23 protein-coding genes and 1 tRNA gene are annotated in these 26,236 nt (G+C 64.1%); 8 read left to right on the top strand and 16 right to left on the bottom strand.

All coding sequences use genetic code 11. From position 1 onward, the window contains the following. Positions 1–66 precede the first annotated feature (66 nt). The 5 genes from THIMADRAFT_RS02930 to THIMADRAFT_RS02950 form a co-directional block, all read right to left on the bottom strand. Complete coding sequence (locus THIMADRAFT_RS02930; RefSeq protein ID WP_007191467.1) at positions 67–1,410, bottom strand: phenylacetate--CoA ligase family protein; 1,344 nt, start codon at positions 1,408–1,410, stop codon at positions 67–69. A 291-nt stretch (positions 1,411–1,701) separates the two neighbouring features. Continuing rightward, positions 1,702–2,142, bottom strand: coding sequence for an ACT domain-containing protein (locus THIMADRAFT_RS02935; protein WP_007191468.1), 441 nt, complete (start codon positions 2,140–2,142; stop codon positions 1,702–1,704). A 243-nt stretch (positions 2,143–2,385) separates the two neighbouring features. Then, complete coding sequence (locus THIMADRAFT_RS02940) at positions 2,386–3,726, bottom strand: phenylacetate--CoA ligase family protein (RefSeq protein ID WP_007191469.1); 1,341 nt, start codon at positions 3,724–3,726, stop codon at positions 2,386–2,388. A gap of 203 nt (positions 3,727–3,929) precedes the next feature. After that, positions 3,930–4,430, bottom strand: coding sequence for an indolepyruvate oxidoreductase subunit beta (locus tag THIMADRAFT_RS02945; RefSeq protein WP_007191470.1), 501 nt, complete (start codon positions 4,428–4,430; stop codon positions 3,930–3,932). A 21-nt stretch (positions 4,431–4,451) separates the two neighbouring features. Then, on the bottom strand, positions 4,452–6,083 hold the full coding sequence (locus THIMADRAFT_RS02950) for a thiamine pyrophosphate-dependent enzyme (RefSeq protein WP_007191471.1): 1,632 nt from the start codon (positions 6,081–6,083) through the stop codon (positions 4,452–4,454). 292 nt (positions 6,084–6,375) lie between these two features. On the opposite strand from THIMADRAFT_RS02950, the gene THIMADRAFT_RS02955 reads away from it, so the two are divergent. Then, positions 6,376–6,948: a Tll0287-like domain-containing protein gene (locus THIMADRAFT_RS02955; protein ID WP_007191472.1), complete on the top strand. Its 573-nt coding sequence runs from the start codon at positions 6,376–6,378 to the stop codon at positions 6,946–6,948. Positions 6,949–7,088: 140 nt separating this feature from the next. Here THIMADRAFT_RS02955 and THIMADRAFT_RS24365 read toward each other — a convergent pair whose 3' ends face one another. Next, positions 7,089–8,387, bottom strand: a complete 1,299-nt coding sequence (locus THIMADRAFT_RS24365; RefSeq protein WP_007191473.1) for an META domain-containing protein — start codon at positions 8,385–8,387, stop codon at positions 7,089–7,091. 259 nt (positions 8,388–8,646) lie between these two features. Here THIMADRAFT_RS24365 and THIMADRAFT_RS02965 point away from each other — a divergent pair, with 259 nt between their 5' ends. Next, positions 8,647–9,207, top strand: a complete 561-nt coding sequence (locus THIMADRAFT_RS02965; protein ID WP_007191474.1) for a HugZ family pyridoxamine 5'-phosphate oxidase — start codon at positions 8,647–8,649, stop codon at positions 9,205–9,207. A 143-nt stretch (positions 9,208–9,350) separates the two neighbouring features. On the opposite strand, the gene folP is transcribed toward THIMADRAFT_RS02965, so the two are convergent. After that, positions 9,351–10,187, bottom strand: coding sequence for a dihydropteroate synthase (folP, locus tag THIMADRAFT_RS02970; RefSeq protein ID WP_007191475.1), 837 nt, complete (start codon positions 10,185–10,187; stop codon positions 9,351–9,353). 237 nt (positions 10,188–10,424) lie between these two features. Between folP and THIMADRAFT_RS02975 the strand changes: the two genes are divergently transcribed. Further along, positions 10,425–10,775, top strand: a complete 351-nt coding sequence (locus tag THIMADRAFT_RS02975; RefSeq protein WP_007191476.1) for a hypothetical protein — start codon at positions 10,425–10,427, stop codon at positions 10,773–10,775. A 519-nt stretch (positions 10,776–11,294) separates the two neighbouring features. Here the strand turns inward: THIMADRAFT_RS02975 and THIMADRAFT_RS27345 are convergent. After that, complete coding sequence (locus THIMADRAFT_RS27345) at positions 11,295–11,960, bottom strand: pilin (protein ID WP_199484202.1); 666 nt, start codon at positions 11,958–11,960, stop codon at positions 11,295–11,297. A 792-nt stretch (positions 11,961–12,752) separates the two neighbouring features. After that, entirely contained in the window at positions 12,753–12,926 is a 174-nt protein-coding gene (locus tag THIMADRAFT_RS26975; protein WP_007191478.1) for a hypothetical protein, read from the bottom strand. 162 nt (positions 12,927–13,088) lie between these two features. On the opposite strand from THIMADRAFT_RS26975, the gene THIMADRAFT_RS02985 reads away from it, so the two are divergent. Beyond that, positions 13,089–16,838, top strand: coding sequence for an efflux RND transporter permease subunit (locus THIMADRAFT_RS02985; RefSeq protein ID WP_007191479.1), 3,750 nt, complete (start codon positions 13,089–13,091; stop codon positions 16,836–16,838). A gap of 60 nt (positions 16,839–16,898) precedes the next feature. Next, the gene (locus THIMADRAFT_RS02990; RefSeq protein WP_233490181.1) at positions 16,899–17,336 is read left to right on the top strand and encodes a DUF29 domain-containing protein; all 438 of its coding nucleotides are present in this window, start codon (positions 16,899–16,901) and stop codon (positions 17,334–17,336) included. 262 nt (positions 17,337–17,598) lie between these two features. Here THIMADRAFT_RS02990 and ruvB read toward each other — a convergent pair whose 3' ends face one another. Together ruvB and THIMADRAFT_RS03000 are read right to left on the bottom strand one after the other, a co-directional pair. Then, positions 17,599–18,654 carry a Holliday junction branch migration DNA helicase RuvB gene (gene ruvB, locus THIMADRAFT_RS02995; RefSeq protein WP_007191481.1) on the bottom strand — a complete coding sequence of 352 codons (1,056 nt, stop codon included), beginning with the start codon at positions 18,652–18,654 and terminating at the stop codon, positions 17,599–17,601. Beyond that, entirely contained in the window at positions 18,654–20,141 is a 1,488-nt protein-coding gene (locus THIMADRAFT_RS03000) for an FAD-linked oxidase C-terminal domain-containing protein (RefSeq protein ID WP_040729662.1), read from the bottom strand. Before THIMADRAFT_RS03000 ends, ruvB begins: the two co-directional genes overlap by 1 nt. Before the next feature lie 254 nt (positions 20,142–20,395). Between THIMADRAFT_RS03000 and THIMADRAFT_RS03005 the strand changes: the two genes are divergently transcribed. Further along, positions 20,396–20,471, top strand: a tRNA-Thr gene (locus THIMADRAFT_RS03005). A gap of 264 nt (positions 20,472–20,735) precedes the next feature. Here the strand turns inward: THIMADRAFT_RS03005 and THIMADRAFT_RS03010 are convergent. The 3 genes from THIMADRAFT_RS03010 to THIMADRAFT_RS03020 all read right to left on the bottom strand — a co-directional run bounded on the left by THIMADRAFT_RS03010 (position 20,736) and on the right by THIMADRAFT_RS03020 (position 23,273). Further along, positions 20,736–21,452, bottom strand: a complete 717-nt coding sequence (locus THIMADRAFT_RS03010; RefSeq protein ID WP_139052669.1) for a hypothetical protein — start codon at positions 21,450–21,452, stop codon at positions 20,736–20,738. Next, complete coding sequence (locus THIMADRAFT_RS03015; protein ID WP_139052670.1) at positions 21,449–21,784, bottom strand: hypothetical protein; 336 nt, start codon at positions 21,782–21,784, stop codon at positions 21,449–21,451. The genes THIMADRAFT_RS03010 and THIMADRAFT_RS03015 overlap by 4 nt, the downstream gene beginning before the upstream one ends. Before the next feature lie 526 nt (positions 21,785–22,310). Further along, a complete protein-coding gene (locus tag THIMADRAFT_RS03020) occupies positions 22,311–23,273 on the bottom strand; it encodes a hypothetical protein (protein ID WP_007191485.1) in 963 nt (320 codons plus the stop codon). A gap of 404 nt (positions 23,274–23,677) precedes the next feature. Between THIMADRAFT_RS03020 and THIMADRAFT_RS03025 the strand changes: the two genes are divergently transcribed. Continuing rightward, positions 23,678–24,250: a hypothetical protein gene (locus THIMADRAFT_RS03025; RefSeq protein WP_007191486.1), complete on the top strand. Its 573-nt coding sequence runs from the start codon at positions 23,678–23,680 to the stop codon at positions 24,248–24,250. A 53-nt stretch (positions 24,251–24,303) separates the two neighbouring features. Continuing rightward, entirely contained in the window at positions 24,304–24,594 is a 291-nt protein-coding gene (locus THIMADRAFT_RS03030; RefSeq protein ID WP_007191487.1) for a glutaredoxin domain-containing protein, read from the top strand. A 590-nt stretch (positions 24,595–25,184) separates the two neighbouring features. Here the strand turns inward: THIMADRAFT_RS03030 and THIMADRAFT_RS03035 are convergent. Further along, the gene (locus THIMADRAFT_RS03035; protein WP_007191489.1) at positions 25,185–25,679 is read right to left on the bottom strand and encodes a DUF308 domain-containing protein; all 495 of its coding nucleotides are present in this window, start codon (positions 25,677–25,679) and stop codon (positions 25,185–25,187) included. Further along, positions 25,676–26,110, bottom strand: a complete 435-nt coding sequence (locus THIMADRAFT_RS03040) for a cupin domain-containing protein (RefSeq protein ID WP_007191490.1) — start codon at positions 26,108–26,110, stop codon at positions 25,676–25,678. Before THIMADRAFT_RS03040 ends, THIMADRAFT_RS03035 begins: the two co-directional genes overlap by 4 nt. Positions 26,111–26,236: the final 126 nt, after the last annotated feature.

Here is a 26,236-nt window from a genome sequence, read left to right on the forward strand (position 1 = left end):
GAATCGACGGCGCAGGCGCCCAAACGCGCGAACAGGGTAATCGATGCGGCGCGCGTCGGGATAGGGCTATTCGCCGAGATCGCGTCGGTCGAGCACCCGCTTGGCCTTCCCGACAAAGCGCTCGATGCTGCGCGGCTCGACCAGATCGACATGGGCGCGGATGCCGGCAACCGTATTGATCTCACGGCTGATCCGCTCGCAGAGCGTCTGCATGCGGTCCATCCGGTCGGAGAAGATCTCCGGGCGGATCTCGACCTTGACGTGGACCTCGTCGAGCGTGCCGGGCCGGGAGACCTCGATAAGATAGTGCGGCGTGGTGCCCTCCACGCGCAGCAGCGCCTCCTCGATCTGGGAGGGGAAGACGTTCAACCCGCGGATGATCAGCATGTCGTCGGTGCGGCCGGTCACGCGGCTCATGCGTGTCGTGCGTCGTCCGCAGGCGCAGGGCTCGCGGTAGAGTCGGGCGATGTCGCGGGTGCGATAACGGATCAGCGGCATGGCCTCGCGGGTGAGGGTCGTGATCACCAGCTCGCCGGGCTCGCCTTCCGGGACCGGCTCCAGGGTCTCGGGATCCAGACATTCCACCAGGAAATGATCCTCCTGGATGTGCATCCCGGTGCGCTCGGGACACTCCCCGCTGACGCCCGGACCGATGATCTCGGAGAGCCCGTAATTGTTGAAGGCGGCGATGTCGAGCTGATCCTCGATCTCGCGGCGCATGTCCTCGGTCCAGGGCTCGCCGCCGAAATGGCCGAAGCGGATCGGCAGAGAGCGCGGATCGATGCCCAGCTCGCGCGCCGAATCCGCGATGGTCAGGGCATAGCTGGGGGTGCAGATCAGCACCTCCGGGTCCAGGTCGCGCATGATCTCGATCTGGCGCCGCGTGTTGCCGGCCGCCGCCGGGATGATCGCCGCACCGACCCGCTCGATGCCGTAATGCAGTCCGAAACCACCGGTGAAGAGTCCGTAGCCGAAGGCGACCTGTGCGGTGTGCTCGGGCCTGAGCCCGCCGGCGACCAGGAAGCGTGCGCAGAGGTTCGACCAGGTCTCCAGATCGCGAGCCGTATAGGCGACGAAGGTGGGCCGCCCGGTCGTACCCGATGAGCCGTGGATGCGCGCCAACGCCTTGCGCGGAACGGCCAGAAAACCGAACGGATGCTGACGTCGCAGATCGTCCTTGGTGGTCAGCGGGAGGCGACGCACGTCGGCGAGCGAGCGGATGCTGTGCGGGCCGATCTCGCGATGGGCGAAGTGATCGCGGTAAAAGGGCACCCGCGCAACCCGCGTCACCAGCTCGCGCAGACGCTCCAGCTGCAACGCCTCGATGTCCTCGCGCGGCAGGGTCTCGGCATCCGGATCCCAGATGCGGTGCTCGGTCTGCCGATGGGCCTCATGAATCTGCGCGGCCATAGTCCTCGGTCCGTTGGTGGGTGTTGCAACGGCGCGAAACCCGCTGCGTCGATACTCGGTATGAGATTGCGAAGTGTGAACCCCGGGTCGGGTAGAGTGGACGAGCGAGAGCGAAGTCCACCGAGTCCTGCGCCGGCGCTGGTGGACTGCGCTACGCTTGTCCACCCTACCTGTCTTGTCCACCCTTTCCCGGAGTCGACCGAACATCCTGAACCGCGTCCACCACTGTGGCGGCAGACTCACGCAAGTGCGACCCCAACCGACAAGACAGCATATCCAAAGGGACGCGGTTCAGCCGGAGACCACGCTCAGCAGCTCATCACCATCCACCACATGGAGTCCCTTCTCGAGCAGCACGTCGATCGCGCGATCCGGATCCTCGAAGCGGAAGATCAGGATCGCCTTGTCGCCGCGCCGCAGCGAGAAGGCATACATGTACTCGATGTTCAGTCCGGCGCCCTCCAGCACGGCCAGCGCCTCGGCGAGGCCGCCCGGCCGATCGAGCACGTCGACCGCCACCACCTCGGTGAGGTTGACCACCCAGCCCGCGTCCTCCAGGACCTGTTTTGCCTTGTCCCATTCACGCACGATCAGACGCAGGATGCCGAACTGGGCGGTGTCCGCGAGCGAGAGCGTCAGGATATTGATGCCTTCCTTCGCGATCGCCTCCAGAGGCGCACCGAGGCGCCCGGGGCGGTTCTCCAGAAAAAGCGAGAGTTGTTGCAGTTTCATGGTTTCGAGTCCTCGTGGTGCTCGGATGGTCTCTTTCAGCCTCCAGCTATCAGCTATCAGCTATCAGCTATCAGCTATCAGCTATCAGCTATCAGCTATCAGCTATCAGCTATCAGCGCTGAGCTGGGTTTTTCTGCCGCTGCAGGAGTTGATCCAAGTGGGTTCGGATCGACACAATCGCTGGCGGCTGGCGGCTGGCGGCTGGCGGCTGGCGGCTGGCGGCTGGCGGCTGATAGCTGACCGCTATGCCCCCTCGTTGCGCCTGTCGATGACCCGCTTCGCCTTCCCCTCGCTGCGCGCAATGCTGCGCGGCTCGACCAGACGCAACCCGACGCGGATGCCGAGGATGTGCTCGATCGCCTTGGCCAGACGCGCGCGCACGTCCTCGAGTGCGCGGATCTTGTCGCTGAAGACCTCGGGCGTGACCTCGACCTCGACCGACATCTGGTCCAGACCCTGATCGCGGGTGAGGATGATCTGGTAGTGCGGGAGCGTGCCTTCGACCGCCAGAAGGGCCGCCTCGACCTGGGACGGGAAGACGTTCACGCCGCGGATGATGAACATGTCGTCGGAGCGCCGTCCGATGCGTCGCATGCGCCGGATGGTGCGCCCGCATTCGCAGGGCTCGCTGATCAGCGAGGTGATGTCGCGGGTGCGGTAGCGGATCATCGGCATCGCCTTCTTGCTCAGGGTGGTGAGCACCAGCTCGCCCTCCTCGCCGTCGGGCAGGGCCTCTCCGGTCTCCGGGTCGATGATCTCGGGATAGAAATGATCCTCGAAGATATGCAGACCCTGCTGGGCGGAGCATTCGCTCGCCACGCCGGGGCCGATGATCTCCGAAAGACCGTAGATGTCGTAGGCCTTGATCCCCGCAGCGGCCTCGATGTGATCGCGCATCCCGTCGGTCCAGGGCTCGGCCCCGAAGATGCCTGCGCGCAAGGGCAGCGCGCGAAGATCCACGCCGAGCTCGGCGGCACGCTCGATCAGATAGGTGAAATAGCTCGGCGTGCAGCAGAGTGCGGAGACGCCGAAGTCCCGGATCAGCATGATCTGCCGGTCGCTGTTGCCGCCCGAGATGGGCACCACGGTCGCCCCGAGGGCCTCCGCGCCATAGTGGGCGCCGAGTCCGCCGGTGAAGAGCCCGTAGCCGAAGGCGTTTTGCAGGACATCGCCGCGGTGCAAGCCGCAGCAGGCGAGGGTGCGCGCCATCACCTCCGACCAGACATCCACATCCTCGCGCGTGTAGGCGACGACGATCGGCTTGCCGGTGGTGCCGGAGGAGGCATGCAGCCGGACCACGTCGCTCATGGGCGTGGCGAAGAGGCCGAAGGGATAGGTGTCGCGCAGATCGGCCTTGACCGTGAAGGGGAGCTGCTGGATGTCTTCGAGCCGCTGAATCGAGTCCGGGGTCAGGCCGCGCTCCTCCATCCGGGTGCGAAAGAGGGCGACGTTCTCGTAGGCGAGCGACACGACCGCGCGGAGCCGGCGCAGCTGTACTTGCTTCAGCGCCGTCTCCGGCAGGAAATCGGGCGCGCTGGCCGGGTGGAAACCGCCCGCGGCGTCGTTCCAGAGCTCTGTCAGCATCTTGGTCCTCGCTTAAACCGCGCTCGGCGCGGTTTGTGATGGTTTTGGGTGGGATCGGCCCCGGCAGACCTGACGACCGCTGGAGTCGGCGCGGTTTAAGATATTAAAAAATATATCATTTTTAAACCGCGTCTCCACCGAGGTCGGTGAAACCCCAAGACCGAATTGAACGTGAAAACGACGCATGTCGCTCTGGACGCGGTTTAATGGTGTTGAGCAATCGAGCCCTGGAGCGCGGCCTCGCGACCCAGAGCGAAGGCCTGGTCGTTGACCTTGTGGAGCTTCTCGGCCAGGTTGGCGTAGATGGCCGCCATCCAGTGCTCTTGGGGGATGTCCAGCACCGTGGAGACGGCGCCGAGCAGGGCGACATTGAGGCTCTTCTTGTTCTTGAGCGCGCCATCGGGAAGCAGGCCCGGACCGATAAGGACGCCGCCGGCGCGCAGCATGGGCCGATTGATCTCGATCTGGGTCGCTTCCAGGACCAGGAGGACGTCCGCCTCGCCGGCCGGGACCATCGGGCTCAGGACCTGCTCGCCGTAGCGCACGTCGCTGCTCACCGAGCCGCCGCGCTGGCTCATGCCGTGCAGCTCGCTCTTCTTCACGTCGAAGCCGGCACGAAACGCCGCCTCGGCGAGCATGTCGGAGGCCGTCAGGACCCCCTGGCCGCCGAGTCCGGCGATGACGATGTTCTTCACCTTCTCCATCAGTGTCTCTCCGATCCGAGTTCAGTCCGCGACCGCCGCGGAGCAAGTGTGCCCGCGCGCCGATTCGGCCGCGGCCTTGTCGTAGAAGCGGATCTTGGGTGCGGCCAGGACGCAGGGCTGGCGCGTGATCAGGAGCGAGGTCTCGGGTTTGGCGAGCAGCTCGGCGATCACGTCCTTCAGCGAGAGGCCCTTGTCCGTGGTCTCGACGACCTGCACGTTCTGCACGCCCATGGCGCGCGCGATGCCCTCGAAGCTCAGCTTGTTGGTCGTGGAGTGATCGAGCAGGCGCCCGGTCCCGGGATGCTCCTGCAGCCCGGTCATCGCGGTCGTCCCGTTGTCGAGGATCATGACCAGATGACCTGTCGCCGGCGGGTTGTAGACCATCTCGGCGATCCCGGTGAGGCCGGAATGCACGAAGGTCGAATCCCCGATCACGCTGACCACGCGACGCGCTTGATCCTCGGGCAGCGCATGACGCAGGCCCAGCCCGACGCCGATGCTCGCGCCCATGCAGACGCAGGTGTCCATTGCCGAGAAGGGCGGCAGCACGCCGAGCGTGTAGCAGCCGATATCGCCCGCGACGATGCAGTCGAGGTCTCTGAGCGCCTGGAAGACCTCGCGGTGCGCGCAACCCTGACAGAGCTCGGGCGGCTTGCCCTTGGGCGGGACGGGCTCCGGGCTGGTGTCGCCGGCGAGGATGCGGCGAACGCGTGCCACGTCCAGCTCGCCGAAACGATACATCTCTGGTTTACCCTCGGCCGCGATGCCGGCGGCGTGAATCTCGTCGACCAAGACGGGATCGCCCTCTTCGACGACGACGAGACGCTCCACGCCGGCGGCGAAGGCGCGGATGCGCTCCATCGGCAGCGGATAGGTCATGCCGATGGTCAGGTGACTCGCGTCCGGCGCCGCCTCGCGCGCGTGCACGGCACTGATTCCGGTCGAGATCACCCCGAGGTTGGATGCGCCGGCGTCCATTCGGATCGGGCCCTCGGCCTCGTTCCAGGCGGTGATCTCGGCGAGCTTGTTGCGCAGGCGATGATGCGCCGGCTTGGCGTAGGCCGGGATCATGACGCGCGCCGGGATCTTGCGCTCGAAGGCGGGATCGGCGACGTCCGAGACCGGCGCACGCGGCACGACGATCGTCTTTGAATGACAGACTCGCGTGGTGATCCGCAGCATGACCGGGATCTTCCAACGCTCGGAGATCTCGAACGCCAGCAAGGTGAAATCGTAAGCCTGTTGAGAGTCGACAGGCTCGAGGGTCGGAATGGCTGCGGCGCGCGAGTAGTGCCGGTTGTCCTGCTCGTTTTGGCTGGAGGCCATCCCCGGATCGTCGGCGGAGACGATCACCAGGCCGCCCTCCACATCGGTGTAGGTCGCGGTGAACAGCGGATCGGCCGCGACGTTCAGTCCGACATGCTTCATGGTGACCAGCGTGCGCGCCCCGGCGAAGGCGACCCCGAGTGCGACCTCGAGCGCCACCTTCTCGTTCGGCGACCACTGGGCTCGTCCGCCGAGGCGGTCGAAGGTCTCCAGGATCTCGGTCGAGGGGGTGCCGGGATAGCCGGTCCCGAGGCACACCCCCGCATGCAGCGCGGCCAAGGCCACCGCGTCGTCACCGCTCAGTAGTTGCCGTTCCGCGCTTGTCATCGTCGACTTACTCTCTGTCAGGTCGTCACCAATCCCACATTATCCGCATCATTGTTGCTTTGCAGCAAGCCGATTGGATCAATTGCCGGCTCGTGCGCATGCGTGGGTTCTGTCGAGTCGGGCTTTTTGCCTCGCCGGTCATCGGGGCGGGGGAAGATGACGACTGCAACTCGTCGATCCCGGGGATGTTCGCGACCCGGTTGGCCGGGTCATCAGACGCGGGGCACAATAGGCTCGGCCGCTCCGTAACACCGTGGCGCAGGTCTTCTTTCAATCGATCGGGAGCTTCGCGATGCACAAGGGCCTATTCATGTCGTTTCCGTTGATTCTTGCGGCAACCGCCGGGTTTGCGCAGGAGGGCGGGCAGGATGCCGACCTCGCCGAGGCGATGGCGCTGACGGAGCGTTTTGCGACGACACTGCAAAAAGAGCTGAAGGCGGCGATGACCGAAGGCGGCCCCCAGAACGCGGTGAAGGTCTGCCGGGAGCGAGCGCCCGCGATTGCGGCCGAGATCTCGGAAGAGTCCGGCTGGGCGGTCGGCCGCACGAGTCTGAAGCTGCGCAACGCTGAATTGAATGCGCCCGACGACTGGGAGCGCGCGGTGCTGGTTCGGTTCGACGAGCGTCAGGTGGCCGGCGAGGATGTCGCGACCATGACGGTTGCCGAGGTTGTGGAATCCGACGACGGCAGTCGCTTCCGTTTCATGAAGGCGATCCCGACCGTCCAGCTCTGTCTGTCGTGCCACGGCAAGATCGTGAACGCGAGCGTTGGTACGGCCCTCGCGGAGGCCTATCCCGAGGATCAAGCGCGCGGCTACCAGGTGGGCGACGTGCGCGGTGCGTTCACGCTCTCGAAGCCCCGCTGACCGGGCGAATTCAGTCGCTCCCCCCCGACGCCGCGGCAGATCCTCCCCCGAAAATGCACTAAACCGCGCCGCGCGCGGTATGCGATGTTTCTGGATGGGATCGGTCCCGGCGGATTCGACGGCTGCTGGAGGCCCGCGGTTTAGCCGCGACGCGCCGACAGGGTCCGCCCGTCGTCGGTCTCGAGGATCAAGGCACCGGTGGGATCCACCTCGAAGGCTCTGATCCGGGCCAGCAGATCCAGGACCTTGCGCTCCTGATCCATCAAGGCGGGCGCGCAGGCCATCATCGTCGTCGCCGAGAGCGCGACGGTCAGGCTCTCGCCGGTCAGTCTGTATTCGCCCTGATAGGTGTTGCAGGAGGCCCGGCCCCAAAGACGGCCGTCGGCACCGAAGTTCAGCGTCACGCGGGACCGATCGATGATTCCGCCACCGCCGATGTCCTCGACCACCCATTCGGGTCCTTGAAGAAACGTGGCCGGATCCCCGCCGCAACCTTCGAGCCTGCGGTCGTCGAGTCGGATCTCGACCGTCGCGGGGTGCGGCATGCCGCTCATGGTGTCGACGCAGGGTCGATCGAAGATGCTGACGACGAGGTTGCCGTCTTCGATCAGATTCCGATAGCGACGCCCGTCCTCGAGCAGCTCCGGTTCGGTCAGCGCGACATTGATCCGGGTCTCACCCAGGTCCGTGTTCAGCTCGACCCGCTTGTCGGTGAGATCCAGGCTCCAAAAAGGCTCGTTGCCGGTGGCGCGAAACGGGGTCTTCGCAGTCTCCACCGGGATGCATTCCGGATAGGCCGTGCCCGCGATCTCGAGCATCCCGCGCTCGCCCTTGCTCCAGAAGGAGGTGGTCGGATCCGCGAGGGCGACATAGCGGGCGCCCGAGCCCGAGATCGCTTGTCTCAGATCGAAGGTGCGATCGCCGACCTGCATGCGCATGCGATCCTCCAGAAACCCGACGCGGATCGGCTGGTCCCCGCAAACGAGCTCGTTCGCGAAGGGGATCGGCTCGTAGGGGCGCATCATGATGGTGCCGAGATCGAGCGACTCGACCGCAGGATCGAGCGGCACCTCGTCCGTGACCCAGTTCGCCAAGCCGCCGGACAGAACCGCCCCGCGGATCGAATAGGTCTGGTCCGGGATCAGCGCCGTGCGTTCCAGGGCCAGCGCGAACGGGATCGGGACTTGGCGGCCGTCCAGGGTCATCCGCTGCTCCGCGACCAAGCGACCGCCCGGCACGCTCGGATCGATGAGCTCGACGATTGCGAGGGCGTCCGGCGGCAGGGCGATGCGCGTCTTGTAGCTCAGTGCACCGGTGATGTGCAGGCTCGATGTATCATCGGGGCCCTCGGGCGCCCCGGCGAAGACGGCCGGCGTGCCGACCATGAGCGCCAGGAACGACACCAAAAGCGCTGGCTTCGTGCGACGGATCAGCGACATCGGGCAGTCTCCAGGAGGATAAACTCCGAGCTCGGGCGGCCTACAGGCGCTTGACGCGAGTCTCGGTTCGGGTGGATCTTTCCGAACGATGCGGTTGTGCGGCGATGACGGCGCCTCCAGAGCGGCATTCTGCCCTTGATGAACCGGCTGTTCCAGCGGGAGAGATCGGGTCGGCGGTTGTCGTTCCCACGCCCTCCGAACGCACTGACGGCCTTCGGGCACGCCGATTCAGCCTCCACGCGCGAGATACACCCGACCCATGTCCAGCGAGCCGAGCACCGACGCGCAGCCCTCCACGCCCGATCTCGACGCGATCTACGAGGAGATCCAACTGTTCCGCGCCGGGTTTTCGACCCTCTCGATGGCGAGCATCAGTCCGGGCGGCGAACCCGAGGCGAGCTATGCGCCCTACTTGGAGGCGGACGGCGACCTCTACATCTTCGTGAGTGCACTGTCGGTCCACACCGCCAATCTGATCGAAACGGGCCGCGTCAGCGTGCTCTTTATCGAGGACGAGGCCACGGCGGCGCACCCGTTCGTGCGTCGACGGTTAACCCTCCAATGCCGGGTCGACGAGATCGCACGCGACAGCGATGGGTACGAGGCCATCCTGGATCGGTTCGAGACCCGTTTCGGCGGCCTGGTCGCGACCTTGCGCGCCTTGGCGGACTTTCATCTCCTGCGATTACGCCCGGAGCGCGGGCGCTATGTGAAGGGGTTCGGCAAGGCGTTCGCCATCGACGATGTCGGGCTTGCCCGCGTCCGGCATATCCGCGAGAACGGCAGTCGCGCCGTTCCGGGAGAGGACACCGCGGTCTAAACCGCGTCCAGAGCAGCATGCGTCGTTTTCGTCGTGCGATTGGCTTCGGAGGTATCCTCGATTCCAGTGCGACGCGGCTTGGAATTGACTCATTTTTTATACTTTAAAGGCCATCGCGCGGGCCCCGGTCGCCGCCACGCCTCTCAGCGCCGAGCGCAGCGGATCGCCCAGGCCATGTCTGCTGCCTGGCGGTTGCCGGCGACATCATGCACCCGAAAGACCTTCGCGCCGGCCAGGACGCCGATGGTCGTGGTCGCGCAGGTTGCGGGCATGAGTGCAGCGAGGTCCGACTCACGACAAATGGCGCTCAGAAAACGCTTGCGACTTGCCCCGAGCAGAACGGGTGGCCCGAGGCGGACGAGCTCGTCCAACCCGGCCATGAGCGCAAGGTTGTGCTCGAGCGTCTTGCCGAACCCGATGCCCGGGTCGGTCAGGATCTTCTCCTGCGCAATTCCCGCGGCCAACGCCGCTTCGATGCGCTCGGCGAGAAAGCCGCGAACCTCCGCAACGACGTCGGCATAGCGGGGATTCTTCTGCATCGCGTCCGGCATCCCTTGACGATGCATCAAGACGACCGGCACCTCTCGATCGGCCGCCAGGGCGAGCATGGCCGGATCGTCGCGTCCGGCGGAGGTGTCGTTGATCCAGTCGGCACCGGCATCGAGCGCGGACTCGGCGACCCGGGCGCAGGTGGTGTCGATACTGATCGCGGTGCTTCTCGGCACGCATTCGCGCAGACGCAGGATCACGGGGATCACCCGACGCTCTTGCTCCGGGGCGGGGACCGGCTGCGAGCCGGGCCGCGTGGACTCCCCGCCGATGTCGATCAGATCCGCGCCCTCGTCGATCATCTCGAGGGCGTGCTGCACCGCGGATGCGGTGTCCGAGTAGCACCCCCCGTCCGAAAAACTGTCCGGCGTCACGTTTAGGATGCCCATGATAAGGGGCGGGGCTTCTGACCCCGACGGCGTGCTGTTCATCTGCCGGACTCCGGTCGATTGGTTTTGACCTTGCGCGGGGGATGCGTGCATGATCCCGACGCGTTGCGCAGCCGTTGAATCTCCGCGGCGGGACTCGTCGGTTTGGCCACGCCCGCGGATCTACCCGGCGGATTTCTCGCGAAGGATAACGCGGACTCGGCATTGCGCATCTATCGGGATCTCGGGCCGGGATCGGAACGAAGCTCGCGTCGACGAGGCAACGGAAAGGGTACCGAAATGAGCAGTGTCAGGATTGGTTTGATCGGCGCCGTCGCGAGCGTCGCGTTGGTTGCGGGTTGTGCGACGGGTGGACGGTCGGGCACCTTGCCGACGGTGACCAACCCATCGGAAGCGGCGAACGTAACGCTCTATCGAGACGGCTCTTGGGCCGGCTGGTTCGCCACGATGCGGGTCGAGCTCGAGGGCCAGGAAATCTACCGTATCGGCCGCGACGAGGCGTTCTCCTTCACGCTGGACCCGGGGCAGTACCTGCTGATCTATACGCTCGGTTTCAACGAGTGCCGACGGATCATCTGGGCCGACCCGAGACAGAATCAGCGGATACGGTTGTCGCCCACATGTACTTAAACCGCGTCCCGTTGGCCACGGTCTTGGGTTGAGCGAGGTTCACCGTTGGTGGATTCCAGTAGGCCCGCGAGGGACGCGGTTTAAGGAAAATAATTGCGAATGATTCGGGCGGTATTCTTCGGAGCTGCGTGGGTCGGCTGCGTCCGCCCTAGGACCTGTATGTCCTCATTGGACCTTTCTTCGGCCGACCGAACGCGGACGCCGACCATCGCAGCGGAGCGGCGACACCCCGGGATCGACGACTTGCAGTCGTCTTCTTCAGCGGTCGTGGCGGGTTGAGAGTTCGTGCTTGGCTCATGAACCGGGGAACCGCGCCGAACGCCCTTCGGCCGGATTCGTGAGTGCATTTCGGTGCGGCCTCGATCGTATTTCGGTGATAGTTGCACGTGGCGCAGAGCGCCACGGGGCCATGCGTGACACCGCGGAGCGGATGTCACGAGACCGCACTTGCTGCTTCTCCCGGCCAGTGTGAAACGAGTCGAATCGATAACGATAGACGCGAGATTCCGTCTCGATCCATCATTCAAGAAAGCAATTTTTACCGTTTTTCTTTGGATATTTGGCCGGACAACCCATTTCCTTGTCATCGCGCTGACACGACTTTCCATTGGGTAACGGGCTGCAGTTAGCCTCTTTGTCTTCTTCAGTTGGCTCCGTTGGCTCCGTTGGCTCCGTTGGCTCCGTTGGCTCCGTTGGCTCCGTTGGCTCCGTTGGCTCCGTTGGCTCCGTTGGCTCCGTCCCTCCGCACCGCGCACTATCCCGACAAGACGCCGGCATGTACCGCGCTTCGATATTCGGGCTGTAACAACACCAATCGATCGCACCGCCGCGCTCCGTCGCGGCCAGCATGACGCTCTTATCCTCGAGTTGCGGGATGGTGGCGTTGAAGGTGACTCGGATATTCCCGCCTTCTTCGATCTCGATTGACTTGACGTATTGGCTTTCGATCTCTCCTGCCTCGGAGAGTCCCGCCTCGGCATTGCTGCCGGGCAAGCCGCCGTGGCTGTATGCGGAAACGACCGCGACCTTGGCTGCGGAGGCGAAGCCGAGTCCTTCGCTGACCTTGCTGCGGACCGTATAGTCCTGGTAGGCCGGCAGTGCGATGGCGGCGAGGATCCCGATCACGGCGACGACGATCATGACCTCGATCAGGGTGAAGCCGTGGATCGGTGTCTTGTTGCTCATCCCATTCATTCCGTGCATCTGTTGCAGTCTCCGCGTGAAAGCCGGGCGTCATTGATTCGTCCGCCCGAGGCACGTTGGCGCGGTGCGCAGGGTCGTCAAGTCCGACCTCGCTGGCCTTCGGGCCGGTGGAAGAGGGCGACTGCAAGTCGCCGATCCCGGGGTATCGCCGCTTCGCGACGACCGTGAATGCCGCCTTTGGCCGGTCATATGAGCAAGGACCGGACGTGGTATTGACCACGCAGACCGGATCTCCGGTCTTTCGAAGTCGTCTCGGCGGGTGGGTTAGGCCGCGACACCGCGTCAGCATTTCAGAAGTGCAGCAAGAATGCGACCAAGGTTATGGTCGTGTGCCGGATCTAGGTTCAATTGTCCGGTCTTCAGGGCGCACGAGCGAGAGCGAATTCCACCGAGCCGGCGCCGACGCCGGTGGACTGCGTTGCGCGTATCCACCCTCCCACACTGACGTGGTATAGGGGGAGAGCGATGCCCGGCGCGCAGGTCGGGGGGAATCGGCAGGGCGAGCGCGGGATGGACGGAGGACGACGGAAAAGGACGTTCTTCGGCCGCGAGTGTCTGGCGCCGGTCAGTGCTCCAGGCGGTCCGCTTGGTCGTCTTCGGGAGTGCCGCGTTGGACCCGATTCGGCGCGGTGCCGGGGCGCTCGAAGTGGACGACTCCAAGTCGTCTATTCCAGGGTTACTGCCGCTTCGGGATGACGGGGGGCTTCGGTCTCGGCCGTTCGGGTCTTCCGAGCGGATTCCCGGTCGGGATGTCCACTCCCGGAAATCGCCTGATCAAGTCTCCAGGCAAGGCCGAGGAGCGGCACCTTGCTCGTGTCCGTTGATCTTGGAACGCGACGGATCCGTATCCTGTTCGACGACGAGCATCTCGCGACGGAACAAGAACGGCATCAGCAGATAGGTCGAAGCAACGGCAATGCCGACGAGCGTAAGGTTGTCGATATACATGGCAATGAAAAACGATTCAGGCTCGAGTGATATTGCTTCAGTACTTTAGCAAACACTAACGCACTGTCAATGCTTCGCTTGTTGGCGCCGAGCTTGTGGGATAGATTCACTAAACCAATTCAGAAAATAGATAAATGTCATGGACGACGGGAGTCGTCACTGATGGCCGATCCGATCGCCCCGCCTCATCCCGAATCCGTGCACCCGCTTTCCGCGGACGCGTCGCCGCCGCTTGGTCTCGCCGGTCGGATTGCGCAGACCTTCATCAATACGCCGGTCACGCCGATGCTGTTGTTCGGCGCGCTCTTCCTCGGGATCCTGGGTCTGCTGTTCACGCCGCGACAGGAGGATCCGCAGATCTCGGTGCCGATGATCGACATCTTCGTGCAGTATCCGGGCGCCTCCGCGCAGCAGGTCGAGCGTCTGGTGACCGATCCGCTCGAGCGGATCATGAAGGAGATCAAGGGCGTTCGGCATGTTTACTCGGCCACCCAGCGCGGGGCGGCCATCGTGACCGTGCGCTTCGAGGTCGGCGAGGAGATGGGTGCCTCCATCGTCAAGGTCCACGACAAGCTCCAGTCGAACATGGACCGCATGCCCCCGGACGTGCAGATGCCGCTGGTCAAACCGGTCGGTGTCGACGATGTCCCGGTCGTGACGCTGACCCTTTGGTCCAAGGATGTCGAGGATCATCAGCTGCGCAAGCTGGGTCTCGACTTGCTCCAAGCGGTCGGCTCGCTGCCGGATGCCGGCAAGGGATTCGTGGTCGGGGGGCGGGAGGATCAGATCCGGGTCGAGGTCCTGATGGAGCGCCTCGCCGGGCACGGGATTACGCTCGATCGCATCGCCAACACCATTCGCACCGCCAACTCCGAGCAGACCGCCGGCGTCAGTGAATCCGGCGATACCGCCTTCAACGTCTATTCGGGCTCCTTTCTGCGCAATGCGGAGGATGCGGGGCGGCTGGTGATCGGCAATCGCGGCGACTATCCGCTGTATCTGCGCGATATCGCCACGGTCGAGCACGTCCCGCAGGACGCCAAGCAGATCGTGAACCATTTCACCGGTCCGGCCTACGAGGGCGAGCATCGCGCCGAAGGGGCCCAGGCCGTGACCGTGGCGATCGCCAAGAAACAGGGCACCAACGGCGTGACGGTCGCGCGCCAGATCCTCGGCAAGGTCGAGGAGCTGAAGACGACGCTCATCCCCTCGAACGTCCATATCGAGGTCACGCGCAACTACGGCAAGAGCGCCAACGACAAGGTCAACGAGCTGCTGCAGGCGATGTTCGAGGCGGCCGTGATCGTGGCCATCCTTTGTCTCATCGGCCTAGGTACGCGCGCGGCCTTCGTCGTCATTACGGTCATCCCGGTCGTGATCCTGCTGACCATCTGGTGGGCCTGGATGGTCGACTACACCATCGACCGGGTCAGTCTCTTCGCGCTCATCTTTGCGATCGGCATCCTGGTCGACGATGCCACCGTCGTCGTGGAGAACATCTTTCGCCATTGGCTCGAGAGCGGCAAGACGACCATCGAGACGGCGGTGCGGGCGGTCGACGAGGTGGGCAATCCGACCATCCTCGCCACCTTCACCATCATCGCGGCGCTCTTGCCGATGGGGTGGGTGAGCGGCCTGATGGGACCGTACATGCGGCCGATTCCGGTGCTCGGCTCCTCGGCCATGTTCTTCTCGCTGGTGGCCGCCTTCGTCTTCACGCCCTGGTTTGCGCTGCGGGTCCGTCCGCGGCTTGCCGCGCTCGAGAAGGCGGAGCGACGCGAGGAGAAGACGCGTCGATGGGTCAGCGCCGTCTATCGGCCCTTGGTCACGCCGATGATCCGCAATCGAAGCGTCGGCATCGCCTTCCTGGTCGGGACCATCCTCACCACGGCGGGCGTCTGCGTGCTCTTCTACACCCAGACTGTCCCGGTGAAGATGCTGCCGTTCGACAACAAGCCGGAGTTCAGCGTGGTCGTGAACATGCCCGAGGGCACGGCGCTCCCGGTGACCGCGAACGTCGTGCATCGACTCGCCGAAAAGGTCCGTACCATGCCCGAGGTGACCGCCGTCCAGACCTATGTCGGAACGGCGCAGCCCTTCAATTTCAACGGCATGGTGCGTCATTACTATCTGCGCGAGCGACCCTGGGAGGGTGATCTCCTGGTCATGCTCAAGGACAAGAACGAGCGCGCGCTCGGCAGCCACGCCCTGGCGGTCGCCGCGCGCGAGATGCTGACTCCGCTGGCGCACGAGCTGGGTGCGCGGATCGCGGTGGTGGAGATGCCGCCGGGCCCGCCGGTGCTCCAGACCGTCGTGGCCGAGGTCTACGGGCCCGATGCCCAGACCCGCCGCCGGGTCGCTGCCGATCTGACCGGGATCTTCGAAGAGGTCGAGGGTATTGTCGATGTGGACAGCTACGTGGCCGAGCCCTACAGCTACTGGCGCTTCGAGGTGGATGCCGAGAAGGCGGTGCGGATGGGGATTTCGGTCGACACCATCAATCGCAACCTCGCCATGGCGATGGGCGGCTACAAGCTCGGCGACGTCAAGCGCGGCGTCGTCCAGGAGCCGACCTATATCGTCCTGCAGATCCCGCTCGCGAACCGGGCCGAGATCGGCAGTCTGGCCAGCCTGCCGATCCAGTCCGAGATGGGTGGGCAGGTGCCGCTCGGGGAGCTGGGGCGCTTCGTCCAGGAGCAGGAGGACCCGGTCATCTACCACAAGGATCTGCGGCCGATGGAATACGTGGTCGGCGAGATGGAGGGCCGCCTCGGTGCCCCGATCTACGGGATGCTGGAGGTCGAAGACCGCCTCGGGGACTATCGTGCGCCCGACGGGGTGCAGATCAGCGGGATGCCGCGGGGTCTGATCGGGCCGCCCTTGACCGACCGCCAATCCGGATTCGAATGGTCCGGCGAGTGGACCGTGACCTACGAGACCTTCCGCGACATGGGGCTCGCCTTCATCGCGGCCCTGATCCTTATCTACGGGCTCATCGTCTGGGAGTTCCGCAACTTCAAGATTGCCGGGCTCATCATGTCGCCCATCCCGCTGACACTCATCGGGATCGTGCCCGGTCACCTCGTCATGGGGGCGGAGTTTACCGCGACCTCCATGATCGGACTGATCGCGCTCGGCGGCATCATCGTGCGCCAGTCGATCCTGATCGTGGAGTTCGTCAAGATCGAGGTCGCCAAGGGCAAGACCGTGAAGGAGGCCGCGGTCGCCGGCGCCGAGATCCGGATGCGGCCGATCCTCATCACCTCGCTGACCCTGATGGCAGGCGCCTGGGCCATCATCGACGACCCCATCTTTCAGGGCATGGCCGTCAGCCTGCTGTTCGGCGCCGGTGTCGCGACCCTGATGGCGGTCATCGTCATCCCGCTCGGCTGTATCAGCCTGTGTCGCGAGTTTTATCTCATCGAAACCGCGAGCGGCGAGCGGGCGCTGTCGGCGAGCTACGGCGAGATCGAGGGTGTCCCGATGCCCGAGACGCCTGCGCCCGTTGCGGCCCGGGCGCGCCCTGCGGGCGGGACACCCGTGTTGCTCCGACTTTGGAGCGCGTTGATCGGTCTGATTTTCGGCGTGATCGAAGGTGTCGGAAAACTCCTTGCTTGGTTGCAACAGCGCCGAGTCGGCAGTTCTGGGAAGGGATCGGCCTCGGCCTCGGACGCCGCGATCAGGCCAACGGACCCGGCCTCGGCCCGCGCGGTCGCCGATTCACGTGCCGAGCCGGCGCCGCAGGCTGCGGCCGTGAAGCGCTCCTCGGCCGCAGCCCGAAAACCGGCGCGAGCGCCGAGAAAGGCTGCGACCAAGGCGGTCCCGGACGGCGCGACGACCGCCAAGAAACCACGAGCCAGGCGCGCGACCAAAACGACCGCGGACAAGCCTGACGACCCGGGCGAGCGCTGATCAAAATCGCTAGGATATCAACATGCACCGGAGTTCTTCATCGAGGTATCCGTTTTGAACGTGACGTATGACCAGGATCTTGTGCGTTGGGCTCGCGAGACCGCCGAGCTGATTCGGGAAGGGTCTTGGCAGGCGGTGGATGTCGAGCATCTTGCAGAGGAGCTGGAGGATTTGAGCAAGAGCGAAAGAAGGGCCATTGCGAGCCAGCTCGTGCGCCTGCTGTTGCACCTTCTGAAATGGCAGCATCAACCCGAAAGGCGCTCCGATAGCTGGATCGATTCGATCACCGATGCCCGGCTCCAGATCGAGCTCGCCATCCAAGACAGTCCGAGTCTGCGACCCTACCCGGCCCAGGTGCTCGCCCAGAGTTATCAGCGCGCAAGACGCAGCGCAGCGATGCAGACCGGTCAGCCGCTCTCTATCTTTCCCGAGACCTGTCCCTATCGGCTGGAACAGGCGCTCGACGAGGCTTTTCTGCCCGAGTCCTCGATGTCTTGAAGATGCAAGGCCGGTAGGGTGGACGAGCGAGAGCGAAGTCCACCGAACCCGGTGCCGGCGCCGGTGGACTGCGCTGCGCTTGTCCACCCTACGCCACTCATTTTCGAGTGAGCTCGACGTTTGGTGTATCCACAGCCCTTAGCGGGGATGCGGTTCAAGATGATCTGTTTTTTAATCTCTTAAACCGCGCCGACTCCAACGCTCGTCAAGTCTGCCGGGGCCGATCCCATCCAAAAACATTGCATCCGGCTTTAGGCGCGGTTTAATCCGAGACGACACCGAACAGGTCCGGGATGCCGGCACGCTCGGCGACGCTCCGCGGAGGCTTCAGTCCGAGGTGCAGATAAGCCGCCTGCGTGGCGACCCGCCCGCGCGGGGTCCGCATCAGATAGCCTTGTTGAATCAGGAAGGGCTCGAGGACGTCCTCGATCGTGCCGCGCTCCTCGCCGATTGCCGCCGCGAGGCTTTCCACCCCCACCGGCCCGCCGTCGAACTTGTTGATCACGGCATCGAGCAGCCGCCGGTCCATGTGGTCGAAGCCCAGAGCGTCTACCTTGAGCATCCCGAGCGCATGATCGGCGACCTCGGCGGTGATGCGTCCGTCGGCCCGGACCTGGGCGAAGTCACGCACCCGGCGCAACAGCCGGTTGGCGATGCGCGGTGTCCCGCGCGAGCGTCGCGCGATCTCGGCGGCGCCCTCGGCCTCGGTCTCGATGGCGAGGATGCGAGCGGAGCGGCGAACGATCCAGGCCAGATCTTCCACGTTGTAAAACTCCAAACGCTGCACGATGCCGAAGCGGTCGCGCAGCGGCGAGGTCAGGAGCCCGGCCCGCGTGGTCGCGCCGACCAGGGTAAAGAACGGCAGATCCAGCTTGATCGAGCGCGCGGCCGGTCCATCGCCGATCATGATGTCGAGCTGATAGTCCTCCATCGCCGGATAGAGCACCTCCTCGACCACCGGGCTGAGGCGATGGATCTCGTCGACGAAGAGCACATCCCCGGCATCGAGATTGGTCAGGATGGCCGCGAGATCGCCCGGCTTCTCGAGCACGGGCCCGGAGGTCTGACGCAGGTTGACCTGCATCTCGTGCGCGATGATGTGCGCGAGTGTGGTCTTGCCGAGCCCCGGGGGGCCGAAGATGAGCACATGGTCCAACGCCTCGCCGCGTCCGCGCGCGGCGCCGATGAAGATCTCCATCTGTTCGCGCACGACCGCCTGCCCGACATAATCATCGAGCTTGCGCGGGCGGATGGCGCGGTCGAGCGCCAGCTCGTCGCTGGCCGGGTCGGCGTCGATCAGACGTTCGGGCTTTGCCATCAGTGCGGGTGCCGATGTTGGTGATCCGGAAGCTGACGATACTCGGAGCACCGTCTCGGCGTCGGCACACCCTTGCCCGGATTCAGTAACCCCTTCGGATCGAAGGCCGCCTTGACCGCGTGGAACTGTCGCAGCTCCTCGGGGCTGAACTGCACGCACATCTGATTGATCTTCTCGATTCCCACCCCGTGCTCGCCCGTGATGGTCCCGCCGACCTCGACGCACAGCTCCAGGATGCGCCCGCCCAGCTCTTCGGTGCGCTCCAGCTCGCCCGGCTTATTGGCATCGAACAGGATCAGCGGGTGCATGTTGCCGTCTCCGGCATGAAACACATTGGCGACCCGCAGCCCGTACTCGCGCGACATCTCCGCCGTGCGTCGCAGCACCTCCGGCAGGGCGCGGCGCGGGATAGTGCCGTCCATGCAGTAGTAGTCCGGCGAGATCCGGCCCACCGCCGGGAAGGCGGCCTTGCGCCCTTTCCAGAACATCAGACGCTCGGCATCGTCGCGCGAGGTCCGGACCTCGGTCGCGCCGCTGGCCAAGAGCAAATCGCGCACCCGCATGACCTCCTCGGAGACCTCCTGGCTGGTCCCGTCGATCTCGCAGATGAGGATGGCGGCCGCATCGGTCGGATACCCGGCATGCACGAAATCCTCCGCCGCCTGGATCGCCGGCCCGTCCATCATCTCGAGACCCGCCGGGATGATCCCGGCCGCGATGATGTCGCCGACCGCTTGGCCGGCCTTCTCCACGTCGTCGTAGGCCGCGAGGATGGCTTGGGCGCGCTCCGGCACGGGCAGCAGCTTGACCGTCACCTCGACCGTTACGCCGAGCATCCCCTCGGAGCCGATAAAGAGTGCCAAGAGGTCATAGCCGGGTGCGTCGAGTCCGTTCGATCCCAGCTCGATCAGATCGCCCTCGATCGTCACCAGTTTGACCGCGAGGACGTTGTGCACCGTCAGCCCGTACTTCAGGCAGTGCACCCCACCCGAATTCTCCGCGACATTGCCCCCGATGGTGCAGGCGATCTGGCTCGACGGATCCGGTGCGTAGTAGAGCCCATGAGGCGCTGCGGCCTCGCTGATCGCCAGATTGCGCACCCCCGGCTCCACCCGCGCGGTGCGCGCGACCGGGTCCAGATCGAGAATCCGGGTGAACCGCGCCAGGCTCAGCAGCACGCCGTCGCCGCGAGGCAAGGCGCCGCCCGAAAGCCCCGTGCCCGCCCCCCTCGCCACCACCGGCACGTCGCGCGCGTAACAAATTCGCAGGACCCTCTGCACCTCCTCGATCGTGCGCGGCAGCACCACCAGCAGGGGCAACTGCCGATAGGCCGAGAGCCCGTCGCACTCGTAGGGTTGCACCTCCTCCTGCCGCTCGAGCACCGCATCCGGCGGCAGGAAAGCCCGCAGCTCGGACACGAGCCCCGTACGAGTCGAGGTCAGTTCAGGGTTATCGAAGTCGATCCGGGTCGGTTGAATCAGGCTCATGATGTCGGCGCCGGGAGGTTTGAGCAGGCTCGGATGCCCCGAGCCTAGGGCCTGACGGCTCCCGAGTAAACACCCGCCGGACAGGGCGATCGGGTCCGCCGACGCGCCCCGGTCGACCGGCTCCGCGTTATGCGCTCCCGCCGCCATGACCAACCGGAACGCTTGGCTGTCCGACCGACATTGAGCGGTTGTCTCGCTTGGCTGTAGAATGCGCGCTTCGGTACGCTTTTCGCCCCGAACCTCTCAGCCTCCTTGCCGGCGTAGCTCAGTTGGTAGAGCAACTGATTTGTAATCAGTAGGTCCACGGTTCGAATCCGTGCGTCGGCTCCATAACAACAATGGCTTAGGCGTTATGCGTCTGAGCTGTTTGCTTTTAAGCCACCATAGAGTCGCTGGCAGGATGGATTTCGCGGCTTTTCGGGCTCCGGGCGAAGGGTTATCCGCGCTAGCCGGGTAATCCCGAAGGGTGCTCAGACCGTCCCTTCCCTCGGCTGAACCGAAAGATCGTCTGTTGTTTCCAACATTATATCCTGGGCCAGTGTCGAGGCCGTATTGGCCGACCGTCGCGTTGTGTTCTTCGCTGTCGCAAGCGCGTCAGTCACCCATGAGTGCGGCGTTCGGGATCTCGTAGTGCTCCTCACCCACCGTTACCCGCCAGAGGTGGCCCTCACGCTGCACCGAGACGCGGTCTCCGGAAGGATCGGTAAAGCTGCCCGTAGCATGGTTGAGGGTGCGCTCCTTCCCGAATGGGGTCTGGATCGTGAGCGAGGCCGAGCCGGCATCGCCGCGGTCGATCCCGAACGGACAGGCACGCGGGATCTCAGAGCCGGCGAGCTGGCAGTCCAGATAGCCGACGGCGTCGTACTCGTCGGTCGAGTACGGCATATCGGCGGCGGCGCCGGGCGTGCCCAGCGGCCCACAATAGTCGAGACGCCGTTTCGTGTCGCCGTTGATCAGCGCGAAGTAGGCGCTCTCGCCGGACCAGAGTTCGATACGCGGAGAACCGTCTGGCCCGGCGGCAATTGGGCTGGCCTCCGGATCGAAGAGCACGGCGACAAGGAAGTTGTTCGGTGTACGGTTCCCGAAGGAGGAGTACGAGGTCAACAATTCCATGAACGTGGTCTCGCCGAGCTGAACCTCGGCGGAGCCGTCGCCGCGAATGCTGATGCGGTACGTCTCGTCGGAGCTGGCACAGTCGAGCGCATAGACGCCGCTTCCCGGTTCGCTCGCCGTGACCAGGCTTGCGGGCAAGACCAAAGCGGCTGCGAGCAAGCGTGCCACTGCGGCCCGACGGATTGGCGAACGCATCACCACTGCTTGAACTCGGTCACTTTGCCCTTGCCGTCGACGTTGCAGTAGCCGCCGGCGTCTTTGCCGGCAACGCTCCAGTCGAACGAGGCGCCGTATTCTTTCAGTTCCTTGGCGCTCATCACGCCAGAGTCGAGATCGGCCTGAAGGGTTGCCCCGAGTCGAACGGTGATGTCGGAGCTTGGCACGTCGAACTGCTCGATCACCCGGTTCTTGCACCCGACGCCGAGTTGACCAATCAGGGTGCTGAGGTCGCTGGCAGCAGCTGGCGATGTAGCGATGGTTGGTCCAGCTGCGACTAGCGCGAAGAGCAATCGCGGGAGCTTACGTGTCATCGGAGTCACTCGCATCACTTGGGCGACGATTCTGAGCTGCGGCTGCAACATGCCAACCGCCGCGGTTGAGCTTGTTCATCACAATCATACCGGACGCGGTGTGCTTCGCACGAGTGCGAATTGGTGGCGCCGAGACCCGCTTATGCGCAACTAGCAACCCGTCCGGTTGCCCTGCCCGTGCGGCAGAGCATTCACCATTGGCCGCTTCTGGCCGGAACCGGCCACCGATCAATGCCAGGACGAGGGGCCATGGTTATAAAAGACAGACATTCGACCGATGGTGCCGATCGCGGCTACCGTGCCCCGGCGGTAGGATCGAGCCGGCTCGGCCCCGCGGGACCAGATCCGGCCAGGACAAGACATCGCGGGCGTTGGGCGGAGCGTATTCCGATGCGTTGGCTGAACCATGGGTGAACGCGATTGCATCGAGGCGGTGTGCACGGCGGGAGAATTGCGTTGTTTTTTGTCTTGAGCGCCTTACCCTAGGGTTCCTTGACGAACAACTTTCTGCGCGCGTGAGTCAGGTTTAAGCCGGCGCAAGTTTGGCCTGCTCGAACAGGTCCGCGAGGGCCTGTTGCAGGCGGTTCATGGCGGTGGCGATGGCGATGGGCTGGTTGGGTGCCTTCGGGCAGCCGTCGAACAATTGGGACAACCCCGGTCGCAGGATGCGGCTGTGGACCTTGGTGAAGAACAGGGCCACCCGCAGTCCCGCATCGGTGACCCGGTAGCGATGGCTCTGCGGGATCCGTTCGATGAGGCCATGCAGCCGGAGTCGGCGCAGATCATAGGTCACCCGGCCGGGTGAATAGGCCGCGAGCGGCAGCCCCAAGGCCTGAGCCATCCAGGTGCGCATCCCCGCGTGGCCGAACCCCTCGGGCAAGGTCAGGAGCAGGCACAGGGCGGCGAACAGCGCCAACACCCGCGGATCGTCGAGGTGCAGTCCGGGAGTGCGTTGCCCGCCGACCACCTGCGGTTGGGTGAACTGATCGAACACCTCCTCGGACAGCAGACAGTCCTGGCTGAGCGTCTCGACCACCAGCAGTCGGCGATTGGCGGCAAAGCCGATGGCCCGCAGGGCGGGCAGGTTGTTCAGATTCCGTCCGACGCCGAAGTCATGGGTGTTGTTGATCGTGGTCTCGGTGCGCAGGGCGCGGCCTTCCTTGAAGGTCTGCTTGATCTTGGAGGATTTGTAGCCGACATGCAGCGAAGGGATAACCCCTTGGGTGATGACGCGGGTATGAAAGCTCCCCGGCGTGCGTTTGGTGATCCTCCGATTGAAGATCAGGCTGACCTTCTCGGGCCGTCCCAGCCACTTGGCTACCAGCGCGGCGATCGTCTCCTCGTTCAGGTCATCGAGGATGCGTTGCGCGCGGGCCGGATCGGCGCAGGCGAGCAGCTCGTTGTCCAGGGCCTCGAAGGGGATTCCCGCCTTGGCCAACTGGCGTTTGACGTACTCATGACCGTTGAGACTCCTCGCAACAGGAGGCATTTTCCTTTGTACATAGAGATTCTGCGAATACGCGGCGAGCCAGACGCGACAGCCGGACGCTGACGCCGCAGAAGGGGAAAGCGGGCCGCATTAGCCAACACAACTCGTCGGCTGACAACGCAGTCCCTGTCTCGTGTGGGTATTGCCGAACTAACGTCTAAATATACCGGTTTATTCTGAGTTTTTTTCTCGGGAGTCTGGCGCAAGCTATTAAAGCTTTAATCTCATTGCTGCCATGCTCGAATACCGGCTCACATCGAACGAACTGACGCAGTTGCGGGCGGCGCACCGGCACACGCGCGACCAAGACGATGCCGATCGCATCAAGGCCGTCAAGGTCCATTTGGCCTTTTCCTTCAACCTGGCTCCATACCGAGCTGGTAAACCGGACACTCCTGTACCCCATGACTACAAGGCTTACCCAAACGCATGCGATCAAAGGTTCCCGCGAATTCGAGCTCGTCGATGACGAGGTTCAGTACGTCATCAAGTCGCCGCTCAGAATGGAGTCATTGAGCGTTGTCTTGAACGTCTTGGACCCTGAGCCCGTGATCACAGGGTCGACGCTTTCGTTTGTCAGTCGTGTCAATAGAGAACCGCTGGTCGAGTTGTTTCTCGATAAGCCGGATAGGGAGACCTTTCATCAGTTCATCAGTACTATGCAGCGACGGATTATCGAGGAGGATTTCGGCCGGCTTCGCGTCCGGGAAAAAGGCGTCGATGTGAATGTCGACGGAATCACCGAGTCGATTGATATGCTGCTGAAGTATGTGGACCCGCAAGAGATTGAGGGCTTGCTTGCAGCGTTGAGGGAGCTTAGGCTGAACCCTGATAACCCGCAATGCCTGAAACGCGTCGCTGAAGCATTCAATGAGCTTGGTTTTGCGCAAGGTCAGGTGCTGGTCTACGCGCCTTACATCAATTTCCTGTTCGCAGGAAGCGACGTAGAGAGCGACCTGGCAGACAAGAAGAAATAGCGGAATCGACATCTCCTTTCGCGACGCGATAGCTTTCTTATTTCGAGATCAGCATGACGGCAAAAGTAGAGATGTACGGCACAAGCAATTGTAGAAAATGCGTTGACGTTCGGGCGTTGTTCGATCGATATGGCATCGAATATGTCGACCACCTGATCGATTTGATGCCGCTTGAGAAAGACGAGATGTTCCGGCGTTGTGGGCTCAAGTACTACCCCCAAATATTCATTAACGACGAACATATCGGAGGAGAAGAAGAATTGATGATGCTGGAGGCCGACGGCCGGTTGAAGACGCTATGCTTGGCGAATGCGAGAGAAAGCATTGTTGGGGCTTGCTCATAAACTCGGCCACGTCGCTGGTCGTAGCCGTAGGGTGGACAAGCGCAGCGCAGTCCACCAGCGCCGGCGCGGGTTGGGTGGACTTCGCTCTCGCTCGTCCACCCTACGGTCGGGATCATGAACAACGCCCATTGTTGGGCCTTGCTCGTAACTTCGGCCATCGCGGCACGTGGCGCAGAGCGCCAGGGGCATGCGTGACACCGCAGAGCGGGTGTCACGAGCGAGTGATGTTTTGAGTGGTCGGTCTTACGAGCGAGGCCGCATTGTTGATCAACTGTGAAAGCGTAGCGAAAACCATCGGGAAAAACGTTGACGAGAGGCCGTCCTGCTTTGCTGGTCACGCGCCCGAACATAAAGGGATAGGCGAAACGCCCATGGCCAACATGGTCCCACCAGATATAGGAGCGTATTCGCACGCCAAGGCACTTGGCGGTGTTTCGGCGGCCTGGTTGTGAATCCGCCACGGCCACCCGAGCACCCTGCACCCGTATTGGCCGGGGTGCGCCAGCCGCTGGCCGCGACGCGGGCGATGCTGATCGGGCATTCAGACGGGCTTCAGCTCTGCAATCGGCCCGGCCCCTGTTGGCGATGGTTTAGAGCAGCAGCCGGGTTTCACGCCACTGCTGAAGCCCGGCGGCGATCAACGCGATACCCAGAATCACCCCGAGCAGAATCGCGGAACCGAACGCGCCCGTGCCGATGAGCACGACCCCGAACAGGATGCTTGCCCACAACCCGAACTTGCTCAGGGGTGACGGGTTGACGATCCCGGCGTCGCGCAGCGCGGTCAATCCGGTGATGCCGCTCAAGATGAGCCCTCCACCGAGAAACACGGCCGCCAGCCAGAGGGCCAGTTCCGGCCAAATCAGGACAACGACACCGGCGATGATCTGCGCCCAGGGGCCGAAGACGCTCACGGGTAAGCCTTGTTTGCGCACGTCGATGACGAACAGAAGAGAGACGACGCCGCTGGCCAGCATCACGCCGCCAAGCACCAACACCGCCAATGTGCCGAAGAAGTAGGGGAGTGCAATTGCCGCAACCCCAAGCAGAATCGAGCCGATCGCAAAGACCTTGGTTGAGCTCACGATGTTCCTCCTTGTTGCGTTGTCGGACACGTCGGATCGTTGTCCCGTGGCCGAGGGTAGAGCTGAACGGTTTCCTGCTCGTTGGCGTTGTTGCGCGCGACGATGGCGAGCGCGGGCTCGGTGTCGCTCAGATTTCTGGGTTGGTGGGGCACGCCCGGCGGAATGAAGATGAAGTCGCCTTCGTCGTTGATCACCGAGTGCCGGAGATTCTCGCCGTAGCGTGTCTCGACGCGGCCCTTGAGCAGATAGATGGCGGTTTCGAAGCCCATGTGCAGGTGGGGCTCCGCCTCGCCTGCGGGCGGGATCACCACTAGGTTCATGGAGATGCCCGCGGCGCCGGCCGTGGCCTCGGAGATGCCCACGAAGTTGGGTAGCCGTTGCAGCGTCTCGCTGGGAAGCTCGGGGCGGACCGTCACGATCTTGGCCTGCATGACTGGGTTGCCTCTGTTTCGCTGACGTTTCATCGATCATGGGGGCTGTGACCCGCGGCGAGAAGGCGCGCAACCCGCCTCGGGGCATCGAGCGCGGGGGCGCGTGCCATCCCCTGCGAGGGTCGT

Source organism: Thiocapsa marina 5811 (assembly GCF_000223985.1).
Lineage (GTDB): Bacteria > Pseudomonadota > Gammaproteobacteria > Chromatiales > Chromatiaceae > Thiocapsa > Thiocapsa marina.

What these genes read in the sequence shown, in the direction of transcription:
- THIMADRAFT_RS02965 (WP_007191474.1), top strand. Translation starts at nt 8,647, where the DNA reads ATGTCCAGCGAGCCGAGCACCGACGCGCAGCCCTCCACGCCCGATCTC.
- THIMADRAFT_RS02950 (WP_007191471.1), bottom strand. Translation starts at nt 6,083, where the DNA reads ATGACAAGCGCGGAACGGCAACTACTGAGCGGTGACGACGCGGTGGCC.
- THIMADRAFT_RS02975 (WP_007191476.1), top strand. Translation starts at nt 10,425, where the DNA reads ATGAGCAGTGTCAGGATTGGTTTGATCGGCGCCGTCGCGAGCGTCGCG.
- THIMADRAFT_RS26975 (WP_007191478.1), bottom strand. Translation starts at nt 12,926, where the DNA reads ATGTATATCGACAACCTTACGCTCGTCGGCATTGCCGTTGCTTCGACC.
- folP (WP_007191475.1), bottom strand. Translation starts at nt 10,187, where the DNA reads ATGAACAGCACGCCGTCGGGGTCAGAAGCCCCGCCCCTTATCATGGGC.
- THIMADRAFT_RS02940 (WP_007191469.1), bottom strand. Translation starts at nt 3,726, where the DNA reads ATGCTGACAGAGCTCTGGAACGACGCCGCGGGCGGTTTCCACCCGGCC.
- THIMADRAFT_RS03020 (WP_007191485.1), bottom strand. Translation starts at nt 23,273, where the DNA reads ATGCCTCCTGTTGCGAGGAGTCTCAACGGTCATGAGTACGTCAAACGC.
- THIMADRAFT_RS02935 (WP_007191468.1), bottom strand. Translation starts at nt 2,142, where the DNA reads ATGAAACTGCAACAACTCTCGCTTTTTCTGGAGAACCGCCCCGGGCGC.
- THIMADRAFT_RS03040 (WP_007191490.1), bottom strand. Translation starts at nt 26,110, where the DNA reads ATGCAGGCCAAGATCGTGACGGTCCGCCCCGAGCTTCCCAGCGAGACG.
- ruvB (WP_007191481.1), bottom strand. Translation starts at nt 18,654, where the DNA reads ATGGCAAAGCCCGAACGTCTGATCGACGCCGACCCGGCCAGCGACGAG.
- THIMADRAFT_RS03000 (WP_040729662.1), bottom strand. Translation starts at nt 20,141, where the DNA reads ATGAGCCTGATTCAACCGACCCGGATCGACTTCGATAACCCTGAACTG.
- THIMADRAFT_RS02930 (WP_007191467.1), bottom strand. Translation starts at nt 1,410, where the DNA reads ATGGCCGCGCAGATTCATGAGGCCCATCGGCAGACCGAGCACCGCATC.
- THIMADRAFT_RS02985 (WP_007191479.1), top strand. Translation starts at nt 13,089, where the DNA reads ATGGCCGATCCGATCGCCCCGCCTCATCCCGAATCCGTGCACCCGCTT.
- THIMADRAFT_RS03015 (WP_139052670.1), bottom strand. Translation starts at nt 21,784, where the DNA reads ATGACACGTAAGCTCCCGCGATTGCTCTTCGCGCTAGTCGCAGCTGGA.
- THIMADRAFT_RS24365 (WP_007191473.1), bottom strand. Translation starts at nt 8,387, where the DNA reads ATGTCGCTGATCCGTCGCACGAAGCCAGCGCTTTTGGTGTCGTTCCTG.
- THIMADRAFT_RS27345 (WP_199484202.1), bottom strand. Translation starts at nt 11,960, where the DNA reads ATGAGCAACAAGACACCGATCCACGGCTTCACCCTGATCGAGGTCATG.
- THIMADRAFT_RS03025 (WP_007191486.1), top strand. Translation starts at nt 23,678, where the DNA reads ATGACTACAAGGCTTACCCAAACGCATGCGATCAAAGGTTCCCGCGAA.
- THIMADRAFT_RS02945 (WP_007191470.1), bottom strand. Translation starts at nt 4,430, where the DNA reads ATGGAGAAGGTGAAGAACATCGTCATCGCCGGACTCGGCGGCCAGGGG.
- THIMADRAFT_RS03030 (WP_007191487.1), top strand. Translation starts at nt 24,304, where the DNA reads ATGACGGCAAAAGTAGAGATGTACGGCACAAGCAATTGTAGAAAATGC.
- THIMADRAFT_RS02955 (WP_007191472.1), top strand. Translation starts at nt 6,376, where the DNA reads ATGCACAAGGGCCTATTCATGTCGTTTCCGTTGATTCTTGCGGCAACC.